Raw genomic sequence first — 21,239 nt, 5'->3', positions numbered from 1 at the left:
TATTTAAAATTTATCTAAACAATACCTATTATGAAAAAAATTGCTTTACTACTTTCATTGTCGTGTGCCAGTATTGCGGGCTATGCACAAGACACTCCGGCTCCTGACACAACTAAAACCTGGACAATCCACGGAGAGAATACATTTTTAATCAACCAAAGTTCATTCTCAAATTGGGCAGCCGGAGGTGTAAATTCTATAGCTGGTAACCTCGTTTTTAACTATGATTTTAACTATAAAAAAAACAAATGGACCTGGGATAATAAAGCCATTGTCGGATTCGGACTTAGTAAACAAGATAATATTGGGGTTCGAAAAAATGACGACCGACTTATCCTGAACAGTTTACTAGGCTACAAGGCTTCTAAATATTGGATGTATACTTTTTACGCAAACTTTCAAACCCAATTTGCTAAAGGATACAGATATCAAGGTAACAACAAAGAACTAATTTCAGATCTGTTTGCTCCTGCTTATCTTACACTCGGTCCTGGTATAGCGTATAAACGTGATGATAATTTTAGGGTCAACATTTCTCCATTCGCATCAAGATTTGTTTTTGTAAAGAACAGGGATTTAGCCTCATCTTTTGGAAATGACCCAATGAAAAGACTTCGCTATGAGTTTGGTGCTTCCTTAGATGCTTATTACAAAGTAAACCTTGTAGAGAACATTAGTTTAGAGAACATATTGAAATTGTATTCTAATTATCTGGATAAACCTCAAAATATTTACACAGATTACACAGCTAACCTTTTTATGAAGGTAAATAAATTTGTAACCGTAAATGCTGGTGTACAGTTACTGTATGACGACAAAACAGAAATTCCAATTCTTGATGCCAATGGTGCAAGAATAGCAGGTCGTGGTAAAAAAGCTTTACAGGTTAAGCAAATTTTTGGAGCAGGCTTTACTTATAAGTTTTAGCCGGTTTAAATTCAATCCTTCACAAGATTAGCCTTTCTTCACACATTCTACGCACCTCCTTCACACCAAATACACAAACAGGTACCTTTTTGTGAAGGAGGTGCGTAGAATGTGTGAACTATGTGTGCACTTAATATGATATTGGAGCCGGTTGCTTGGTTTTAAGATTAACAATAGTTCTATTAATATATGGAATTAATGCTATAATAAGGATTACAACAATTAATAAAGCACTTATAACCTTATAGTAATCAATTGCCGATTTCAATTGAGCCTGAATTTCAATAGATTTACCAAGCAGTCCCTGGGCAATTTTAGATGCCTGTCCGGTTGAAGCACCCTTCGCCAATAGCGCCCTTTTATATATTTCAAGCTTTTCAAGTGCTACTGGATTTAAAGAAGTGATGTGCTCCTGAAAACGATTTATATGGTTGGTTTTATTGTAAAGCTGATAATAGTTGATGAGTGCTATACTGCTACAAAAACCCATAAAACGAAAAAATACCCCAACTGCTGATGCTGTACCACCCAAACGTTCAGGAACTGAAGACACAGCGAAAACAATTACCGGAGTCATCAGCATACCAGCTCCCATCCCCTGAACAATTAAAGGAATTATAAAAGTTGAAGCATCTGCCTGGGTGTTAAACAAAAATATCATCCAGATATGAAATATCAGAAGTAATCCAAAACCGTAGATCCAGATTAACCTCATCGGTCTTTTTAAAATCAATAGTCGTGAAGAAATTAAAACACTTATGGCAATTCCGACAATATTGGCCATCATGATATAAGCAATATGAATTGGATCCATTCCTAAAACAGTAGCAAAATACAGGTTAGTAATATTTAGCGCACCACGAACAATGTAAAGCACAAAGATTAAAAACACACCAATTATATAGTTTCTGTATTTAAATACTTCCATATTCTGGCTAGGTCTTTTTAAATTAAGTTGTCTTAAAATATGAATTAGCAATAGCACTAATATTGCTCCGCAACTTCTGTATATACGTTTATCCTGCAGCCAATAGTATTGTTGGCCATAAGCCAGCACATAGCCAATAAAACATAGCATTAGCGCATAGAGTACAAAACTTGCCCAATCTACCTGATAAAGTGGAATTTTGCGATTTAAACGCACTGTATTCATTATAGAAAGCAAAAGAATAGCGCCGGGTATATAGCAAAATATGATTGCTTTATACAAGAAGTTGTAATCGTAGGCATCTACAATAGGTGCGGTTAGTAAAATAGATATCGGGCTTATACATAGCAACATGCCATAGAAAATAGAATATCCCATCTCTCTGGCTCTTTCGCTTTGTATTCTACTAAATATTAAGGTAATACAAATGCTTGTAGTACCACAATTGGCCATGCCCTGTATAAATCTGAATATAAAAAGCGTGTGTAAATTCTGAGTATTATAGCAAATGTATGAGGTAACAATTTGTAATATAATTCCCACAAGAAAATACTCTTTAGTAGCCAGGTATACAAAAAATCGTCTTTCTAAGGCAAAGAAACTGGCTACGGCAGCATAAAAAATGATCATGGAGTATTGAACATCTGCCGGTTCAATACCGTAATACCCTGCCGCTGCATTCGGATTAGCTGTAGATAAGCCAAAAAGCAATAAACAAGGTAAAATTACGATGAATATTGTGCCTCTGATTAACCATTCCGGAGCCCAGCTTTTAAATACAGGTTTTACAGCGATCATTGGTTTTTAGCAATTACAACAATAGCATTCATACCAGCCTTAAGCTTATCTGTTAGTTTCTTGCTGTCATCTAACTTAATTTTAACCGGAATACGCTGTACTACTTTTACAAAATTCCCAGTTGAATTATCGGGTGGCAGCAAAGAGAATCTGGCTCCGGTAGCCGGAGATAAAGAAACGATTGTGCCCTGAAACTCCTCGCCAGGAAAGGCATCTGTTTCGATAACGGCATGACCATTTAGTTTCATACTTGCTATCTGTGTTTCTTTGAAATTGGCAATAACCCATTTACCTGCTTCCTGATCTACGATAAAGGCTAATGTTTGTCCGGCCTGAATTAGTTGACCCTCCTGAATGGTTCGTCTGCCCATTTTACCATCATAAGGCGCAGTAATTACCGTGTAACCTACATCTAGCTTGTTCCTGTTTAATAATGCCTCTCTTCGCTTTATTTCGGCCAGATATACATCTCTTTGAGATCTGATATCATTTACTTTAGAAGCTGAAGTTTCATAGCTATTGAGCGCTGATCTGTATTCTGCATCTGCAACGTCGAGTGCGGCTTTGCTATTTTCCAATTGCTGAAGGGTTGCAGATTCTACTTTAAAGAGCTTTGAATAACGATCATAATCTTGTTGCTGCTTTAGCAATTTAGCTTTTGCAGAAGCAATCTGTGATTTCATCACACTGGCCGCTTTGGCTGTTGTAAGCTCATTGCTCTCCATTACTTTAATCTGGGCCTGCGCATTTAACAATGCAGCTTCGGCCTCTTGCTGGCCTAATTTATATTCGCTATTGTCAATAATCAGCAGGGTATCACCTTTCTTTACATCCTGATTTTCCTCATATTTAATTGTTCTTATATAGCCTGTTACTCTTGATGTTATAGGATTTATATATTCTTCTACTTGTGCATCATTAGTCTCTTCATATTTATAAAGATCTAATAAGGAAATTGCTCCCCAAATCATTAAACCAACTACAATAACACCTGCAATCCAGGCAGTAATTTTGGTGATGAGTTGATCAGTGCTTGTATAGTTTTTCTTTTTTGTTCGCATTTTAAAGGTTACCTATTGCTTTTTGTAATTGGAAATATTGTAGTTGTGCCGCTATTTGTGATGCTGCCAAATCAAAACGGGTTTGCAACAATTGTGTATCAGCATCTAAAAGATCAGTTAATAGTGATAACTGATTGAAATAAGTATTGTTAACGATTCTTAGGTTTTCTGTAGCTTGTTTTATATTCTGCTTTGCTACATCAATACGTGTTATCGCCTCTTTGTATCTTAAATAGGCTTCGTTCACTTCCTGTCTAACCTTATCAGCTGTTGCTTCATATTCAACCTCTTGTCGCTTAAATGCCAGTTCCGCCACCTTGGTTTTATGTTTATTATGGTAAAAAGCCGAGATAGGAAAACTTGCTTTTATACCACTTAGTCCGAGGCCATACATTGCTATAGAATAGGGATAAAACTGAATTTGTGGGTAGGAATAAGCATAATTAGCAAAAAGTCCCACTTTAAAAGAAACGTTTGCCTTTACTTTTTTGAGTTCCAGCTTATTTAACTCGACTTCTTTTTCCGAGATTTTTAGCTCATATGAGTGGGCTACTGCTTCATCCAGATATTCCGGATATGTTTTAATATCCAAACCTGAACTGCTTAATGAGTCTGGTAATATTTTAAAACTATCCTCCTCACCTATTAGTATTGTCAGTTTTTGATTGGCTATGTTTATATCATTATCAATTTGTAATAGCGACATTTTTTGGCGCGACAGCTTAAGCTCAGCTCTAAGTACATCACTTTTTAAAATTACTCCGTTTTTAAGGAGTTGTCTGATTTCATCAAGTTGTTTCTCCTGATCACTGATATCCTTTAACAGCAAGTCTTTAAAGATCTTACTTCTTTGCAGGTCAAGGTAATATGCAGCTGATTTTAGTTTAATTTCGGAAGTAGTCAGGTTTAGTTGTTCTGCCGAAATATTCCTTTTTTCTTTCTCTTCCCTGATCTTCAGACTGGTTTTATTTCCATTATAAAGGTTCAGGTATGCATTGCCACCAAAGCTGTAAGCGGTATGAACTACTTCGAACTGTGATGGTGTATGAAACAGACCATTACTATAGATAGGCATATTACTTACTCTGGCATACTCTCCTTCTGCTTCGATATCAGGCAATCGTTCTGCTTTGGCATCTTTTATTGCTTCTTCAGATTCATTGAGTTTTAAACTCTGCATTCTTACAGCTTTACTGTTAGCCTCTGCTTTATTCCATATTTCGGCTAATGATAAATGGCTTGCTGATGGTTCTTTTTGGGCAAACGTAGCACTTGAAAGGAGGATTGAGAGTGAGATAAGAGCATAGTGTTTTTTATAGGAGTACATATAGTGTAAAGAATACACAAAGTTAGCTATACAATTAAGCTGTATTTTTATCTATATTGCCAATTATTTGTCCATTCCAGCCAATGAATATTTTACAAACATCAGAATATCTGAATGTAATTGACTTAAATTCAGATGGTATATTTGTTTTGCATGAAAAACTGGAGCGCAAATTACCTGTACATTCTCATACCAAAGGTCAATTAACGTATGTGCAAGGTGGAGTAGCTTACATCCATATTAAAAACGTAAGCTATATTATCCCTGCCCGACATTATGTATGGGTGCCGGTTGGTTTAATGCATTACCTGGAAGTAAGGCATCAGGGAACGGTTATCAGAAATATATATTTTTATAGTCAGGACGACTCCAAGGAGCCTTTTTTTGAGCAATTGGGCATCTACCCTGTTAATAACCTTTTACTGGAAATGATAATATATACTGAGAAATGGAATGGCTTTATCTCTTCTGATAATGTAGTTCCCTTCCAGTTCTTGTCTTCTTTGAAGAACTTGCTTCCACAGCTTGGTGCAAAAGAATTTCCAATTGCTTTACCTACTACAAATAATGAAAGATTATTGCCAATTATAGCTTTTTTGGCTAAGCATTACAATGAGCCACTTACGTTAGAAGATATTTCTAAAAGATTTGGCATGGCCGAAAGAACACTTTCAAGATTATTTCAATCTGTAATGAGTATCTCCTTTTTACAGTACTTAAAATTGTTAAGGATGGTTAGAGCTATTGAAATGATTTTACAAACAAGTAAATCAACCAGCGAGATTGCTTATGCTACAGGATATAATAGTTTAGCGGCATTTAGCAAAGCATTTTATCAACTCACAAATATCCGCCCGTCTGATTTTGGAAAGCGTTAGCAGGCTTAATAAAAAAGAAAACGGGAATAATCATACCGACCATTCCCGCTTATCTAAATTAACGCTCTCAATACAAAGACGCATATTTAACAGTAATATTGTATTAAGTTTAAAATAAATGTTTATGCCATGTCAGTAATCACCAGAAAAACACAAATAGATGCCGCGGTTTTTGAAACTGCTAATGCTAGTAATGAGGGTATTAACCGGCTTTTAGAGTTTCATATAAATAAAACCGGAGAATTGGATAAATTAATTATTGAGTACGAATATGGCAAAGGCAAAATAGAAAATGTTAAGGTGCTTGAAGGTAGCCTGAGCAATGACAGCAATTTAAAAGGTAAATTTAAAGCTACATATCAGATTAGCGAGTATTCTATATGTGCAGCAATAGACTATACGGATGATCATACGATGGATATAGATTTTGCTGTTGACAAAACTACCAATGAACTTACGCTAACCGGTGAAACCCGTTATGAAAGATACGATGAGCTTTAGATATACCTTATTTGAATAGCTCAAAACCATAACGCGCATCGCTCCAGAACTCATCTAAGGCTATGATTCGTGGCTTAAAGAACGATATTAGTTTAGGCCAATCTTCTTTATTAAATATGCTTACGGCTGGTAAAACGGTATAAATTTTACAAACTGTTTTGCCATATTCATCAGTTGTATGCATCTCCCACTCCCATTCTTCTCCTAAGGTGTTGCTTAAAAGCTTATTATACTCTTCAAATTGCTCAAATAAAAGCTGCTGTATACTAAGGTCTGGGTTCGATATTTCAATGCCTATCCACGCAGATTTTTTATCAACCTGCATTTTAAAAGCCAGATGTTTAATGCCGGTTTTATAGTTTACCCAGTTAATTCTTAATCCTTCTGCAGAAGGTTGCAAGGCCATGTACTGCCCATATGCGGTCCAAAAAGCTTGCTTAATTTGCGAAGCCTGATCTTTTGAATACAATCTTTATAGTTTAATATTTATACTGAAGCTGTGTTTTTCTTAGCCCTGAAATGCAAAAATACAGCAATACCTGAAATGATTACCAAAATCAAAGAAGAAATCATTGATATCTTATCTCCTACAAGGTAAGAAGTTGGTTCAAACTTAAATTCTAAATTGTGACTCCCAGCAGGTAGTTTAGCTGCTCTAAGTATGTAATTAGCTCTAAAATAAGGGATTTTGTTGCCATCCAAATAAGCATTCCATCCTTTATCATACCATATTTCTGCAAATACGGCGATGGCGTCTTGTGCACTTTTATATTTATAAACAAGGTGATCCGGATGATACTCGGTCAGTTGAATTTTTGCAGTAGTATCAGTTAAAGATTTTACATCACCAATTTGAGATTTAACGGTCTCATCAACTATTGCCGTTGTTTTAGGATCAAAACTGGTAATGCCTTTCATCTCTTCATCCGCATTTTTAACGTAGTTTATATTACTAATAAACCAGGCATTACCCAAAGCTGTTTTTCTTTCTATAGCCTGAGGTGTTGGACTGGATTTATCAGCCATTATCAAATATTTGGTATTTAACATATCTAATACAGGCTCGTTTATTTTCTCGCTAAATTGTGCGGTAATCATTTCATCATAGCGTTGTAGTCTTGCAGAGTGCCTTCCTCCTACCGATTTGTGGAAATACGAGGCCGAAGCATCAAAGAAAGGATTGCCTTTAGTGAAATCTATAACCCTAAAGTCAAGTGCTTTATCATTTAAGATCTGAAGATCAGCTGCAGTAGCCTGGTAATTTTGGTCGAGCACAGATTTATCATAGAAGTTGCTGTTATTCAGGTATCTTCTGTCTACACTCCACATATCAACCAATATCAGTACACCTAAAACAATAAATGCAGTGTTTGCTTTAACTTTGCCTTTCAGTATTGCCCATAAAATACCAAAGCCCAGTAAAATGAAAATCAGGGATCTGAAAGCATCAGTTCGGGCAAGTGATATCCTGTCTTCTATCAACGCACTACCTATTGAATTGGCAAAGCCGAGGTCAGCTTTAAATGCCTCGGCAATATGATTCACCATTTCCTGATGGGATGTGTCTCTAAAGTCAAAAAACAGTGTAGGAATAAGCATAAATACCAGTAAGCCACCACCTGTTATGTATAGCGAGTAAAGTAATTTCTTAGGTAAATCTTTTGTCTTGTCTTTCTCATCTACAAATTGCTTAAGCGCTACAAATGCAAGTAATGGAATAATTAATGCTGGTATAACCAATATAGATTCTACTGCCCGCATTTTGTTGTACATAGGGAAATAATCAAAGAATAGATCTGAGATTAATGGGAAATGCCTGCCAAATGATAAAAACACAAATAGAAATGTGGAAGTTAAAATCCACCACTTCATTTTACCCTTAACTATAAATAACCCAAGCACATATAAAAAGATTACAATACAGCCAAAATACCATGGGCCATGGGTGCTGGATTTTTCGCCCCAGTAGGTTCTTATTAAACCTTGCTGAAGCTGAGGGATAATCTCCTTAACCTGATCTTCGGGAACACCCTTTGCTACCAATGCTTTAGCAACATGAGAATGCTCGTCTAATTGTTTGATCTGTGTAGCGCCACCATACATGTTTGGAACAAGAAATGTAGATATTTCGCCAACACCCTGACTCCAGTTATAAGCATAATCTCTGCCAAGTCCGGTATCTGATTTTGAAGATGTCCTGGTTAAATTTGCCTTACCGCGTATAGATTCATTTCCATATTCATAGGTAGTCCATAACTGTCCGGCATTTACACCAACGGCTAAAATAACACCTGCTACAAGATAGCCCGCAGAGGTAAAGAAAGCCTTCAGCTGTTTGGATGCTATTGCATAATAAAGCTCAAAACCTGCTAATATGAGTAAACACATGAACAGATAGTAGGTCATTTGAATGTGGTTACATCTGATTTCGACAGCAAGAAAAAACGCAGTTAACAAGCCACCCAATAAATATCGCCCCCTAAAAGTGAGTAAAATAGAACCAAGCACAGGTGCAAAGAATGAAATTGCCATTGCCTGATTGCTGTGGCCGGCTTCAATATAAATGAAATTATAAGAGGTAAAAGCAAAAGCTATTGCTCCGGCAGCAGCAAGCCAGGGCTTCATTTTTAATGTACTTAATAAAAAGTAAGCACCCAAAAGATAACAAAGAACAATATCTATGGGGTTCGGAAATACAGTTTTTAAAGTATTTATAACATAGTTGGCAATACTTCCGCTGTTCGATACCCAGATCTGGAAACTGGGCATTCCACCGAACATAGAATTGGTCCACAATGGCCCTTTTCCAGTTGCGGCTTTAACATCCATAATTTCCTTTGCCATTGCCTTGGCTTCAAGCACATCGCTTTGGTAAAGGTCTTTACCCTGCATTGCAGGACTGAAATAGGCAAAACAAAGAATAAAAAATATCCCAATGATAATAAAATGTGTGCTGTTAGCTTGAAACCATTTCTTCATACAGTAAAGAAAGCTCTTTTTTTCCACATTATCATATACACCAGCGCCATTAGTGCAACACCGGCAGTACAATAAAGAATAGTTGGAATCATAGCGATCACGTCCTGATAGGCCCACCCGGCCAGTAAAGCTCCCAAACCAATACCTGCTTCAAGCGCTATGTACATGGTGGCCATAGCCTTACCCCTATACTGGGGGTGACTGAGGTCTATAGTCCAGGCGTTTAAAGCAGGCGATAAGATACCAGTTCCTATGCCATAAACCACTGCTCCTGCAAGTAAACCGGTTTCAGAAGTACCATACCCTGTAATAACCAATGAGGCACACAGAATGATCAATCCGCAAATGGCCACATTTATACGGCCATATTTATCAGATATCTTTCCGGCAATAAACCTGATCAGTAATGAAGATATGGTAAATACCATAAAGAATATCCCTTTGTTAGCCAGACCAATATGGCCACTCCAATCAGGTATCAGTGTTAATATAACACCATAGCCTACATACGATAGCAAGGTTACAATAGCTGCCGGCAATACCCTAACGTCAATTATGTCTTTACGTGATATTTTCAGAACAGACAAACTAAACTTCTGTTTATCCTTTAAAGTTTCCTTCATGTTCATCAATATGATGATCGATAGCAAAGCCAGCGCAGATGAACAGTAAAACAATACGTTTATTGAATATAAACCACTTATAAAACTACCAATAGCCGGGCCAATGGCCATTCCGGTACTAAAGCATAACCCATGTATGCCTAAAGCCTCTCCCCAACGCTCCCGCGGGATAATATCAGCTACATAAGCTGCCGTAGCTGTTGGCTTAAACCCGGTTGAAAAACCATGAACAAGACGTAGAAATAAAAAGCCAGAAACCGTACCAAGAATAGGATATAAAAATCCGCAAACAAAGCACACAATAGATCCGACAGCCATAACTGGAACCCTGCCAATTGTATCGGTCAGTTTCCCACTAAATGGTCGCGATATACCAGCTGTAAGTGTAAATAATGCTATAATCAGGCCTTTATATTCTGCACCACCCAAACCGCTAAGGTAAGCTGGTAAATCAGGAATAAGCATATTAAAGCTGGCTGAGAATAAAAGAGAACTCAGACAGAGTAATGCAAATGGAAGATTATATATTGGATCTGATGTAGAGGAATTATTCATTGACTATGCAAAGGTAGTAAACTATTTTTTTATACATTCGTTTAATGAAATTACCACATCAAAAGGGAATGGTGATATGGCTTATGGGCCTATCCGGAGCAGGCAAAAGTACCATATCGAATTTATTTGAAGAACAGTTAAATGAGTCTGGTTTCTTTTCTATAAAACTTGATGGTGATGAAATGAGAAAGGGCTTAAACCACAATCTTGGTTTTAGTATGGACGATAGAGCCGAGAATATTAGAAGAGCGGCTGAAACTGCTAAAATAATTGCCTTAAACGGAATAATTGTTACCTGTTCTTTTATTACTCCTTTAAATGCTCATAGAGAAATAGCAAGAACTATCCTTGGCGATATGTACTTTGAGGTTTTTATTGATTGCCCGCTGGATGTTTGTGAGCAAAGAGATATTAAAGGCTTATATGAACAAGCATACAACAATACACTAAAGAATTTTACAGGAATAAGTTCTGCTTTTGAACGACCGGAAAATCCGGATTTAGTACTTCATACCGATCATTTTACTGCTAAACAGTGCTGCGATCAATTGCATAATGCTGTAAAAACCAGAATTGCAGATATTTCTTAACTTACCTTACAGTAAAACCCTGGATTTAATAGCGATGGCTTATTGTAAACAAATTCTTCAAAATCTGCATTAACCATAATTGCACCGCTGCCTATGGCTATGGCTTGTCCAGCTGCAGTATCCCATTCCATAGTTGGACCTTTTCTATAGTAGATTTGAGCTTTACCTTCTGCAACCAAACAAAACTTTAACGAACTGCCTATTGAGAGTTTACTGACCACAGGATACTGCTTTAGTATGTTTTCCTCATCCTCATCAGCATGAGAACGACTACCGATAGCAACCCATTCTGTGGCTTTCTTATCCACACTAATGTGTTCTGAAGGTTCACCAGGGGTCATTTTCCAACTTCCCTTTCCAATAATCCCATAATAAACCACATTTAATACTGGACTGTAAATTACTCCTATTAAAGGCTTATTGTTTTCCATAAAAGCAATATTAACAGTAAACTGCCCATTCCTGCTGATGAATTCTTTAGTACCATCTAGAGGATCAACACACCAATACTGCTTCCATTCTTTTCTGATAGCATATTCAATATCGGCGCCTTCTTCAGATAGTATTGGAATTTGAGGATAAAGTTTAGTTAAGCCATCTACAATAATCTCATGCGAAACGCGATCGGCAATTGTTAACGGAGAATTGTCTTCTTTCCTGGTAATCCCAAAAGCTTCCTGTGTCCCATTATAGACTTCCAAAATGGCTTTTCCGGCTTTAATGGCAATATCGATTATTGGCTGTATATCTGTAATATTCATTTCGTTATGGTAATATTGTTGCTGATCTTTCTTTTATTTCTTTAAGGATTTTGGCTTGTGCTTCCCGGTTATCTAAGTCACTTTGTCTGGCGCTTAACAAGGTCTCTTTTTTTAATATGGCATTCTCTTTATCATAAGCAGCAATATGATCTGCATCAATTAAATTTGCATCTGGATTTTGGACAACCAGTTCATAATCTAACTGCCTCAATATATCACCTGCAACCAGCTCAAAAATTTCCAGGTCATTGCCTTTAAACTCATTTAAAAATTTACGGGTATTGTTACTGATGATGGGCTTTTCCAGATTGCTCCACATTTCGCCTGCAGCAGCCGTAAGCTTAGATGTTTTGGAATCGTAGAACTTAAGCATATCAGGTTGATAGGCAATATCCAGATAAAGGCATAGTTTCCTGATTTCGCTTTCAGGTTCAGTAATCAGTGTTTCATAATTCAAGGCAAAAAAGCGCTCTGCAGGTAAGCTTGCCCTTAATTTTAAACAAGCTGCCTGATCTTCGCTCCATTGCTTCGCAAGGTGATAAATGTGTTTTTCGCCAACAATAGCTTTCTTAAACGAGCAGGCTACATCTCTCCCATCTCTGTACAGGTAAATGTATTTCAGGTTTAATCCAAAATCTTCCATTTCTGTAGCATAATGAACATTTGCCATGCTTTTACAGCACCAATACTTAGCACCCTTGCTAATAGCTGCCTGTTCATATACCAGCCTGTTTATCTCTAAGAGATCATATCGTGTAGATTTTTCATAAATCTCATCTGCATTTAGTAAAACACCTTCCCACGGTACCGGATTGGCGTTTACATAAGCCACCACGTCATTAACCAATGTTTTGTACGATGCGCTGTCAAGCTTCCCGTACAAATGCAAAAGCGGCATAAAAACCACCAGAATATGTGGCGGATGTGGCGATGCTATTTCAGCCGACTGGTCCAGAATTACCCTTAAAAGATTAGATCCGGAACGCTGAGTTCCTATAATTTGTATGCCGGTATTGGTCATTCTTGTTAGTTAAAAATTAATCGGGCAGTTAACCCATAAAGTGCACTGCAGTCCCTATTAGTAAAGAAATAATGATTAAGTATACAGGATTAAATTTAAATCTGAAACTTAAAATAAATGCAACCAGAAATAATGTAACATTAATTGAAGTGGAATGCACTGAAAAAAAGAGCTTTATGGCCGAAGCGATGATCATACCCACTACAACAGGTTTTATTCCTGCCAGTGCATTTTTCATTACTGTGGAATCAGCATTGGTCTTAAATATTTTGGAAACAATAATCATGAGTACCGACGAAGGCACAAAAATAGCTATTGTAGCTAATGCCGCTCCTGCCAGACCCGCCAGTTTATAACCCGTAAAAAATGCACTTACCAGAATCGGCCCCGGTGTTAGCTGACTAAATGCAATGCTATCTATAAATTCCTGATTACTTAGCCACTTTAGTTCTGTTACAAAAAGCGACTGCATAATCGGGATCATCACATATCCACCACCAAAAAGCGAAAGGCTTATACCTGAAAATACAGAAGCTATTTTAAGTAAAACAAGATCTGTGTACCTGTATAATCCGGTAACAAAGGCTGCATATAACAACAACAGAGACGATAGCCCGATTTTAGCACTACTGCTTAATCTTTCCCATGTAAATTTGGCTTCGCCACTATCCCTTAAATTGGCCAGCTTAAAATAAACACCAATTAAGCCACCAATTAATATAAGCAATAGAATGATCAGGTATCCTTTAATAAAATAAAGTACTATAATAGAGATCAAACAAAGAGCTATTTTGCTGTTATGCCCTTTTACTTCTTTTAAGAATATATTTAAACCAGTAGTTAAGATAATAGCACTTACAGCCGCTACTGTATAGGCCATTATACCAGAAAGATCCTTAACATGGATATAGTTAAAATAACACCACGACAGTACATACATCAACACGCAAGCAGGAAGCAGGATACCCAGCATGCTTACCAGCAGGCCGTTCTTTTTGTGCAGATGGTAACCAATATATGATACCACATTTACTGCCAATGGCCCTGGTAACAAACTGGCAATACTAACCGCATTTAATAAATTTTCCTGACTCAGCGTTTTATCCTTTTCAATCATTTCCTTTTGAACAACGGCTATTAAAGCCATATGTCCGCCAAAAGAAACGCATCCTATTTTAAGAAAAGTAAGGAAAAGGTACTTTAAACCCACTTCCTTTTGTACTATGCTAATATCATTCACTCTCTTTCTTTGTTTTTACGGTTGATTAATGCTACTTCATCAGTCTGTACATGTATGCCGAGATCAATAACAAAATAGTAATCACAATCCAAAGCGTGTTGTAACCATACCTTTCGGCAATAAAAAACCCGGCTATAGGACCAACAACTTGCGCTATCGACCAGCAAAGCATGTATCCTCCTGCATATTGCCCCCTGTTAAACTCGTTTGCTCTGCTCATTACAAAAGTATTAATAAAGGGCAAAGCAAACATTTCACCAAAGGTGAAGAAAACTATACACAAGGTACCCAATAATATAGGACTTCCAAAAGGAAGCAAAAGTACAGCAAATGAACATGCAACTAATAAAGCGCCTACTACTATAAAAAAAATAGGAGACCTTTTATTCTCAATCTTATGGATCATCACCATTTCAAACAGTGCTATAATAATCCCATTGATCCCTAGTATTAAGCCTATTTCGAATTCGCCTATCTTCCAAATTTCTTTATAAAATACCGGAACAACTCTAAACATCAGAAAAGCGCAAATCACAAAAACAGCAGTTAATAGCAAGAATCTGATAAATACTGCATCTTCCCAGGGTTTGCGTACCACAATTCCTTTAGCTTTTTCCTTTAAAACCTTTCTGTAGTCTTTAATTCTTGGCAAAAACCAAAAGATACCCAGCCCTGCAATAATGTTTACCGAACCATCAACAATAAACAATAATCTGTAATCGTAAGATGCAATTAAGCCTCCTGCACTTACGCCTATTGCCCATCCCATATTCACAGCAAGCCTGTTTAACGAATAAGAACGGGTCTGCAGGTCTGGTTTGGCATAAGCTGCTATGGCTACAAAGTTGGCTGGTCGAAAAGCTTCTGAAAAGAAACTGATCACAACTGCCAGCACACAAAGGGTATGAAAATCAGTAATATTTGCAAAAAACAGAAAGAACGTGCCGCTAACAATAGATGCCACAATCTGAACCGGCCTAAATCCAATTACATCTGTAAGTTTACCGCCAGCGGCAGAGCCTAATATAGAACCCACCCCAAAAAGTGTAATGATAAAACCTGCATCAGAAGCAGGCCTGTGGAGCGATTGCGTTACAAACAACCCCATAAAAGGTACCGCCATGTATCCGCTTCGGTTAATGAGCATAACAATGCTCAATATCCAGGTTTCACGGCTTAAGCCGGCAAAGGATAGTTTATAATTGCGTGCAATTTCTCTGAATAATAGCATAGGTTAAGAGCTGTGACAAATATAGCAGTACTTTAAAATTTTACTTTCCGATTGTTTATTTATTACATTCCCGTGTTCTAAAAATATGGGCCAAAAACCCTTTAAAGGGTAACTTTGGCTGATCAAAAACATCACCAATTGACAGTATCAAAACCATTAAAAGAACACAATAAAGGCATTTCAACAGTCCTTGCTTTTGCCTTACTGCCCTTATCCGGCTTTGCAACAGATATTTATATTCCTTCCTTACCTACCATGGCCACAACCATGCAGGTTAGCAGTTTACAAGTACAGTTAACACTAAGCTTATTTCTGATCAGCTATGGAATTTCGCAGCTTTTTATAGGCAGCGTACTGGACAGTTTCGGCAGGTATAAACTCAGCCTGATCTGTCTGCTGGTATTTGCTGGGGCAAGTATTGTTATCGCTAATACCCATAACATCTACCTCATTTACCTTATGCGAATCATTCATGGGTTCACAGTAGGAACTATCATTGTAGGCAAAAGAGCCTTTTTTGTCGATATTTTTGAGGGCGACAAGCTTAAACATTACCTAAGCCTGTTCTCTATCATTTGGTCTACCGGGCCTATTGTAGCGCCATTTTTAGGGGGGTATTTACAGACCGTATTTGGCTGGGAGTCGAATTTCTACTTCCTGGCAGGATTGGCTTTGATACTGGCTTTATTAGAGTTCATTTACAGCGGAGAAAGCCTGAGCCGCTTTTCTAAATTCTCATTAAAGAACATAGGCAATGTCTATCTCAAAATGATTAAAACACCAAGTTTTAGTTTGGGTATAGTGATGCTGGGCCTGGCCTATTCAATGGTAATGATCTACAATATGACAGGTCCGTTTATTATAGAACATCACCTCCACTTTTCACCTGTAATAGCCGGTTATAGCTCTCTGATCCTCGGCTTTGCCTGGATGGTTGGCGGCTTTATAGGTAAAGCCACCATCAACAAGCCATTTTTAAAGAAAATGATTGTGAACCTGGGGCTGCAAATACTGTTTGTATTGCTCATGTTTATCAGCATTCAATTCATTTCAAGCATATATACACTCATATTTTTTGCCTTCTTAATTCACGTAACTGCAGGTTATATCTTCAATAACTACTTTACATTTTGTTTGGGCAGGTTCCCTAAAAACGCAGGTATTGCCAGCGGATTAACCGGTGGTGTTACTTATGTTATTGTATCATTTCTCAGCTATAGCGTAATCTCTTTCCTGCCGGCCAAAGATGAGCATAACTTAAATTTCAGCTACCTGCTTTTAGCCATAGTATCTGGTATAGTGATGTTTATTATCTTTAAGCTTACCAGAAAAGAAGAGCTAACAGCTGCCTGATAAGATTTTAAGAAAAACCAAGGTCTTTTAACAACTGATCTTTGTAATTACTTCCAATCGGAATTTCATTGTTATTAATAAAGATACGATTGCCCTCAATGTGGCCAATTTTGGACTTATTAATGATAAATGAACGATGCGTTCTTAAAAAAAGCGCTTTTGGCAATAGTTCTTCGAAGTTCGAAAAAGGCATTTTTGGCAACAGCAAATTACCCGTAGTTATGATTTTGGTGTAATTACCTTGCGCTTCGGCATAAAGCAAGTCATCATATTCAATTTTATAGATCTTGCCATCTGTTTTAATAAAAATAAAGTCTTCAGCAGCAGAGCCAGAAACTTCATTTGTCTGCACATTAGTTTTAGGTTCAAATTTCTCTAAAGCTTTATCTACAGCTATAATAAAACGATCAAAAGAGAATGGTTTTAACAGGTAATCGCAAGCAGCCAGGTCAAATGCATCCACTGCAAATTCCTTATATGCAGTAGTAAATATAATCTGAGGCTGATCTTTTAGCGTTTTTACAAATGAAATCCCGTCCATTATCGGCATATTAATATCCAGAAAAAGGATATCAATCTTTTGTTTCTGCAATACCGCTTTTGCTTCAAGTGCGTTTCCGCAAGAGGCTACCACGTTCAGGTAATCAAGGTGACCGCAATAAGTCTTTATTATATCCCTTGCAATGGGCTCGTCATCAACAATAAGGCAGTTTACCTGGTTCATTATTTCATTTTTAAATGTAAGATAACATTGTAAAATGAATTATCCCTTTTAATGCTTAATTCATGTTCTCCCGGATAAAGCAATCCTAGTCTTTTACTAACATTATCTAAACCAAAACCACTGCTTTTGTTAAGCGTATTTCTCTCTTTCTCTTCTTTTCCGTATGAGTTTTTAACTGAGAACAGAATAGAATTACCCCAGGTCTTTAATTTTATATCTATGTATATCTTCTCGTCAATTGTATTTTTAGAGTGTTTAAAAGCATTTTCAATAAACACAATTAAAAGCATAGGGGCTATTTTAATTTCGGGCATAATTACCTCTTCAATTTCTGTGGTTAATACCAGCCTGTCGCCAATTCTTATCTTTTCAAAGTCTATGTAGTTGTTAATGTAGGCTACTTCGTCCTTTAATGGAACATATATTTCTGTTGCATCATAAACGGAATAGCGCAATAATTCCGATAGTTTCAGCAGTAATCCCGGTATTTTCTCATGATCGGTAATAGAAAGGCCATACATGTTGTTCAGCGTGTTAAACAGAAAATGCGGGCTCAATTGAGATTGCAGCAAATGCAGCTCACTTTTGCTATGAGCAGCCATTGTTCTGGCCTCCCGTAACCTGTTCTCAGAAACCGCATGAACGATCTTGATCAATGCACCAAGCGACAAACTGATGAGCATAAATGGAAGCCACGACAGTAATAAATTAATAGCAACTCTTCCTTTCAAAGGGAAATCAGCATGAAAAAACAACCACCCAATACAAACAACAATCAGGATAAATAACCCCAAAGCAAGCTCTTTGGGAAGAGTTTTTAACCTTACAGTCCAAATCTGGGCAATATACCTGCCCGTAAACAACCCGATAAAAAAGACTACAGTTCCGGCAAAGGCTACAGCTTCATCTTCATGAACCTCAATAGACTTCGCATACGTTTCTATCACCAAAAAGATGGGGATAGCTACAATAAAAGATAAGAAAATATAAAGTGGCTGGCCAAAAAAACTAATCAATGGCTTAAATTTTATACCGCTCGTATTATTGCTGATGTTCCTTGTATCGTTCATAGGCTACAAATTTGAACAAGTTCACCGAGCCAATAAATATTTACTGATGAACAGGCCAAAATCATTGACAGAATCTTAAAAACAGGTTATAAAACTATTCAACACCCTAAAACGGCTTTCCATCAACGAACAGCCAAGTTACAACATATTTTTTTTCGTAGCTATTCTGAACAGGCAATATTTGATCAATCAATAACCTAATCACCATTAAAACAAATTGTAATGAAAACATATATCATCTTCTTTTTAGCTTCTCTTATCTCGCTTACGGCCCTTGCGCAGGTTAACCCCAGCATTATTTCTTCAACTGTAAAAGATTCAAAAAATGAAGCCATTGGTGGCGCTACAGTACGTCTGCTTAAAGCCACAGATACTGCAGTTATAAATACACGAACTACAGATGTTGATGGCAAGTTTCAATTCAATAATATCGCAAAAGGCAGCTATTTATTAAAGATAACAGCCGTAGGAATGAAGGAATTCAACTCATCGCCCCTACATGTTGAAGAAAATAAAGGCATCATTCTTCCGGTAATTGTATTATTACCAGCTAAAAGTACAGAACTTGCAGAAGTAGTTATTAAGGCAAAACGACCATTAATTCAAATGGAAATAGACAAAACAGTGGTTAATGTTGATGCCATGATCAGCAGTGCCAGCAGCAATACTTTAGAAGTGCTCGAAAAAACACCCGGCATTGTTATAAACTCCAATGGCGACATTACCTTAAACGGCCGCTCTGGAATAATGGTTTTAATTGACGGGCGCTCTACATATATGTCCGGACGCGACCTTTCTCTTTACCTGAAATCACTTCCCGGTTCTCTTTTAGATAAAATAGAATTGATGGAAAACCCTCCTGCCCGCTACGACGCATCTGGAAATGCAATTATCAATATCAAACTGAAAAAAAGTAGAATAGGTGGTTTTATAGGAAGCTTTTCTACAGGATATTCTAAGGGCGAGTACGGAAGAAATAACACTTCCATGAACCTGAACTACAACTATAAAAAGATCAACTTATTTGGAAGCCTTGGCTATAGCCACGAAAAAAACTATAGCTACGACAACATCACAAGGAGTTTTTTTGACAGCAGTAATAAGCCCACATCAACTGTGGGGCTGATAAACAACCAGGAATTTAAAAGCAATGGCTTAAACGCAAACGCAGGATTAGATTATGCCGCTACTCCAAATACCACCTATGGCTTGCAGCTGAATATAAACGACAATAAAAACAACGACCTGTTTAATTACAACAGCGACAATTACAGCGCCGGACAGCTAGACAACATTGGTGAAGGAAATACCATTGGCGATAATAAAAGGACCAATATAGGCTCTAACCTCAATTTTCTGCACAAATTCGGAACAACAGGAAAAGAACTGTCTGCCGATATCAACTATCTCAATTACCGCAGTACAGGCAATCAATCGCTGGTAAACTCACTTTATCAGCCAGACGGCGAGCCAATTAGCAACAGTAAATTCTTTTACGATTTACCATCTACCATAAATATCTATACAGCTAAGGCAGACTATGTACAAACCATGAAAAACAATGCAAGATTCGAAGCTGGCTTTAAGTCGAGTTTAGTTTACAATGATAACAAGTCTGATTATTACAACATTACCGATCAGGGACCGGTTATCGATAACGGACAATCAAACCATTTCAAATTCAGAGAGAACATCAACTCTGCCTACGTTAATGCCACAAAGGGCTGGAAACACCTGTCTATCCAATTAGGATTACGTTTGGAAAACACCCGGTCTAAAGGCGAACAGTTGGGCAATGCAGCAGTGCAGGGAAGCAGTTTTAATAAAAATTATACCCAACTGTTTCCAAGTATATTCTTTAATTACAAGCTGGATACAGTAGGCACTAACACGTTAAACTTTAGCATCAGCAAAAGAATAAACAGACCAAATTATCAGTACCTAAATCCATTTGTAATGTTTAAAGACAAGTACTCCTATTCTTCAGGTAATCCGGAACTAACCCCTCAATATCAGATGCGTTATGAACTTAAATATCAGCACAAACAATGGCTTAGAATGGGCTTAAGCTACAACCGCTTTACAGATGTAATTTTTCAGACCACACGTGTGGTTGACGATGTCTTTATCAGGAAGCCAGAGAACGTAGCTTTTGGTTACATGATGATCCTTAATACCAGCATTACAGCTACACCTTCTGAATGGTGGACGCTTTATTTTGAGCCTCAGCTTTCAAAAATGGGATTAGATGGCACTGCTTATGGCGAAAAACTTAATCCTAGTACCTATGTGGCCAGAATTGGCGTATACAACAGATTTCAGCTTAAAAAAGGCTGGAACGCTGAACTGGACAGCTATTATGCCAGCCGTGATTTAAACGGCCAAACTTATACAGCAGGCAGATACAGGGTAAATGCAGCAATTCAAAAAAAGATCTGGAAAGATAAAGCAAGTATCAGATTCAATATGGATGACATATTCCATAGCTGGGTAGCCAGGGAACGATCAGTAGCACTGGCACAAGCCTATTCCTATCAAATAGGCGAAACAGATACACAACGCTTTGGCATTTCATTTACCTGGAGCTTTGGTAAAGATACCTTTACACGTAAAAGCAAGCATAGAAACAATGCGCTTGACGAAGAAAAGAGCAGGATGTAATAAGATGACGG

General features: G+C 37.4%; 18 protein-coding genes. 6 read left to right on the top strand and 12 right to left on the bottom strand.

The window, feature by feature from the left end; all coding sequences use genetic code 11:
• The first annotated feature begins 30 nt into the window (after positions 1 to 30).
• On the top strand, positions 31 to 927 hold the full coding sequence (locus CPT03_RS06645) for a DUF3078 domain-containing protein (protein WP_099438109.1): 897 nt from the start codon (positions 31 to 33) through the stop codon (positions 925 to 927).
• A 130-nt stretch (positions 928 to 1,057) separates the two neighbouring features.
• Here the strand turns inward: CPT03_RS06645 and CPT03_RS06640 are convergent, their stop codons facing one another.
• Genes CPT03_RS06640 through CPT03_RS06630 form a run of 3 tightly spaced genes read right to left on the bottom strand, consistent with a single transcriptional unit; the run spans position 1,058 to position 5,041 of the window.
• The gene (locus tag CPT03_RS06640) at positions 1,058 to 2,653 is read right to left on the bottom strand and encodes an MFS transporter (protein WP_099438108.1); all 1,596 of its coding nucleotides are present in this window, start codon (positions 2,651 to 2,653) and stop codon (positions 1,058 to 1,060) included.
• Positions 2,650 to 3,714, bottom strand: a complete 1,065-nt coding sequence (locus CPT03_RS06635; RefSeq protein WP_099438107.1) for an HlyD family secretion protein — start codon at positions 3,712 to 3,714, stop codon at positions 2,650 to 2,652. The genes CPT03_RS06640 and CPT03_RS06635 overlap by 4 nt, the downstream gene beginning before the upstream one ends.
• Position 3,715: 1 nt before the next feature.
• Positions 3,716 to 5,041, bottom strand: coding sequence for a TolC family protein (locus CPT03_RS06630; RefSeq protein WP_099438106.1), 1,326 nt, complete (start codon positions 5,039 to 5,041; stop codon positions 3,716 to 3,718).
• Positions 5,042 to 5,124: 83 nt separating this feature from the next.
• On the opposite strand from CPT03_RS06630, the gene CPT03_RS06625 reads away from it, so the two are divergent.
• Positions 5,125 to 5,919, top strand: a complete 795-nt coding sequence (locus tag CPT03_RS06625) for a helix-turn-helix domain-containing protein (RefSeq protein ID WP_099438105.1) — start codon at positions 5,125 to 5,127, stop codon at positions 5,917 to 5,919.
• Between the two features lie 129 nt (positions 5,920 to 6,048).
• The gene (locus CPT03_RS06620; RefSeq protein ID WP_099438104.1) at positions 6,049 to 6,420 is read left to right on the top strand and encodes a hypothetical protein; all 372 of its coding nucleotides are present in this window, start codon (positions 6,049 to 6,051) and stop codon (positions 6,418 to 6,420) included.
• Between the two features lie 7 nt (positions 6,421 to 6,427).
• Here the strand turns inward: CPT03_RS06620 and CPT03_RS06615 are convergent, their stop codons facing one another.
• The 3 genes from CPT03_RS06615 to CPT03_RS06605 are packed head-to-tail and all read right to left on the bottom strand — an operon-like array spanning position 6,428 to position 10,577.
• Positions 6,428 to 6,889, bottom strand: a complete 462-nt coding sequence (locus tag CPT03_RS06615) for a DUF4268 domain-containing protein (protein WP_099438103.1) — start codon at positions 6,887 to 6,889, stop codon at positions 6,428 to 6,430.
• Between the two features lie 17 nt (positions 6,890 to 6,906).
• Entirely contained in the window at positions 6,907 to 9,399 is a 2,493-nt protein-coding gene (locus CPT03_RS06610; protein WP_099438102.1) for a YfhO family protein, read from the bottom strand.
• A complete protein-coding gene (locus CPT03_RS06605) occupies positions 9,396 to 10,577 on the bottom strand; it encodes an MFS transporter (protein ID WP_099438101.1) in 1,182 nt (393 codons plus the stop codon). Before CPT03_RS06605 ends, CPT03_RS06610 begins: the two co-directional genes overlap by 4 nt.
• 44 nt (positions 10,578 to 10,621) lie before the next feature.
• Between CPT03_RS06605 and cysC the strand changes: the two genes are divergently transcribed.
• The gene (cysC, locus tag CPT03_RS06600) at positions 10,622 to 11,167 is read left to right on the top strand and encodes an adenylyl-sulfate kinase (RefSeq protein WP_099438100.1); all 546 of its coding nucleotides are present in this window, start codon (positions 10,622 to 10,624) and stop codon (positions 11,165 to 11,167) included.
• Here the strand turns inward: cysC and cysQ are convergent.
• Genes cysQ through CPT03_RS06580 form a run of 4 tightly spaced genes read right to left on the bottom strand, consistent with a single transcriptional unit; the run spans position 11,164 to position 15,420 of the window.
• Positions 11,164 to 11,928 carry a 3'(2'),5'-bisphosphate nucleotidase CysQ gene (gene cysQ / locus CPT03_RS06595; RefSeq protein ID WP_099438099.1) on the bottom strand — a complete coding sequence of 255 codons (765 nt, stop codon included), beginning with the start codon at positions 11,926 to 11,928 and terminating at the stop codon, positions 11,164 to 11,166. The genes cysC and cysQ overlap by 4 nt on opposite strands.
• 4 nt (positions 11,929 to 11,932) lie before the next feature.
• A complete protein-coding gene (locus tag CPT03_RS06590; protein WP_099438098.1) occupies positions 11,933 to 12,949 on the bottom strand; it encodes a sulfotransferase family protein in 1,017 nt (338 codons plus the stop codon).
• Positions 12,950 to 12,977: 28 nt separating this feature from the next.
• A complete protein-coding gene (gene chrA, locus CPT03_RS06585; RefSeq protein WP_099438097.1) occupies positions 12,978 to 14,189 on the bottom strand; it encodes a chromate efflux transporter in 1,212 nt (403 codons plus the stop codon).
• 31 nt (positions 14,190 to 14,220) lie between these two features.
• Entirely contained in the window at positions 14,221 to 15,420 is a 1,200-nt protein-coding gene (locus CPT03_RS06580; RefSeq protein ID WP_099438096.1) for an MFS transporter, read from the bottom strand.
• 138 nt (positions 15,421 to 15,558) lie between these two features.
• Here CPT03_RS06580 and CPT03_RS06575 point away from each other — a divergent pair, with 138 nt between their 5' ends.
• Positions 15,559 to 16,773 (top strand): MFS transporter, encoded by a 1,215-nt coding sequence (locus CPT03_RS06575; RefSeq protein ID WP_099438095.1) that lies wholly within the window; start codon positions 15,559 to 15,561, stop codon positions 16,771 to 16,773.
• A gap of 7 nt (positions 16,774 to 16,780) precedes the next feature.
• On the opposite strand, the gene CPT03_RS06570 is transcribed toward CPT03_RS06575, so the two are convergent.
• The gene (locus tag CPT03_RS06570) at positions 16,781 to 17,497 is read right to left on the bottom strand and encodes a LytR/AlgR family response regulator transcription factor (RefSeq protein WP_099438094.1); all 717 of its coding nucleotides are present in this window, start codon (positions 17,495 to 17,497) and stop codon (positions 16,781 to 16,783) included.
• Positions 17,497 to 18,567, bottom strand: coding sequence for a sensor histidine kinase (locus CPT03_RS06565; protein ID WP_099438093.1), 1,071 nt, complete (start codon positions 18,565 to 18,567; stop codon positions 17,497 to 17,499). Before CPT03_RS06565 ends, CPT03_RS06570 begins: the two co-directional genes overlap by 1 nt.
• 222 nt (positions 18,568 to 18,789) lie before the next feature.
• On the opposite strand from CPT03_RS06565, the gene CPT03_RS06560 reads away from it, so the two are divergent.
• Positions 18,790 to 21,228, top strand: coding sequence for a TonB-dependent receptor (locus tag CPT03_RS06560; RefSeq protein WP_099438092.1), 2,439 nt, complete (start codon positions 18,790 to 18,792; stop codon positions 21,226 to 21,228).
• Positions 21,229 to 21,239: the final 11 nt, after the last annotated feature.

This window comes from Pedobacter ginsengisoli, assembly GCF_002736205.1.
In the GTDB taxonomy this organism is placed as follows: domain Bacteria; phylum Bacteroidota; class Bacteroidia; order Sphingobacteriales; family Sphingobacteriaceae; genus Pedobacter; species Pedobacter ginsengisoli_A.
This window is presented reverse-complemented; position numbering and strand designations above follow the sequence as displayed.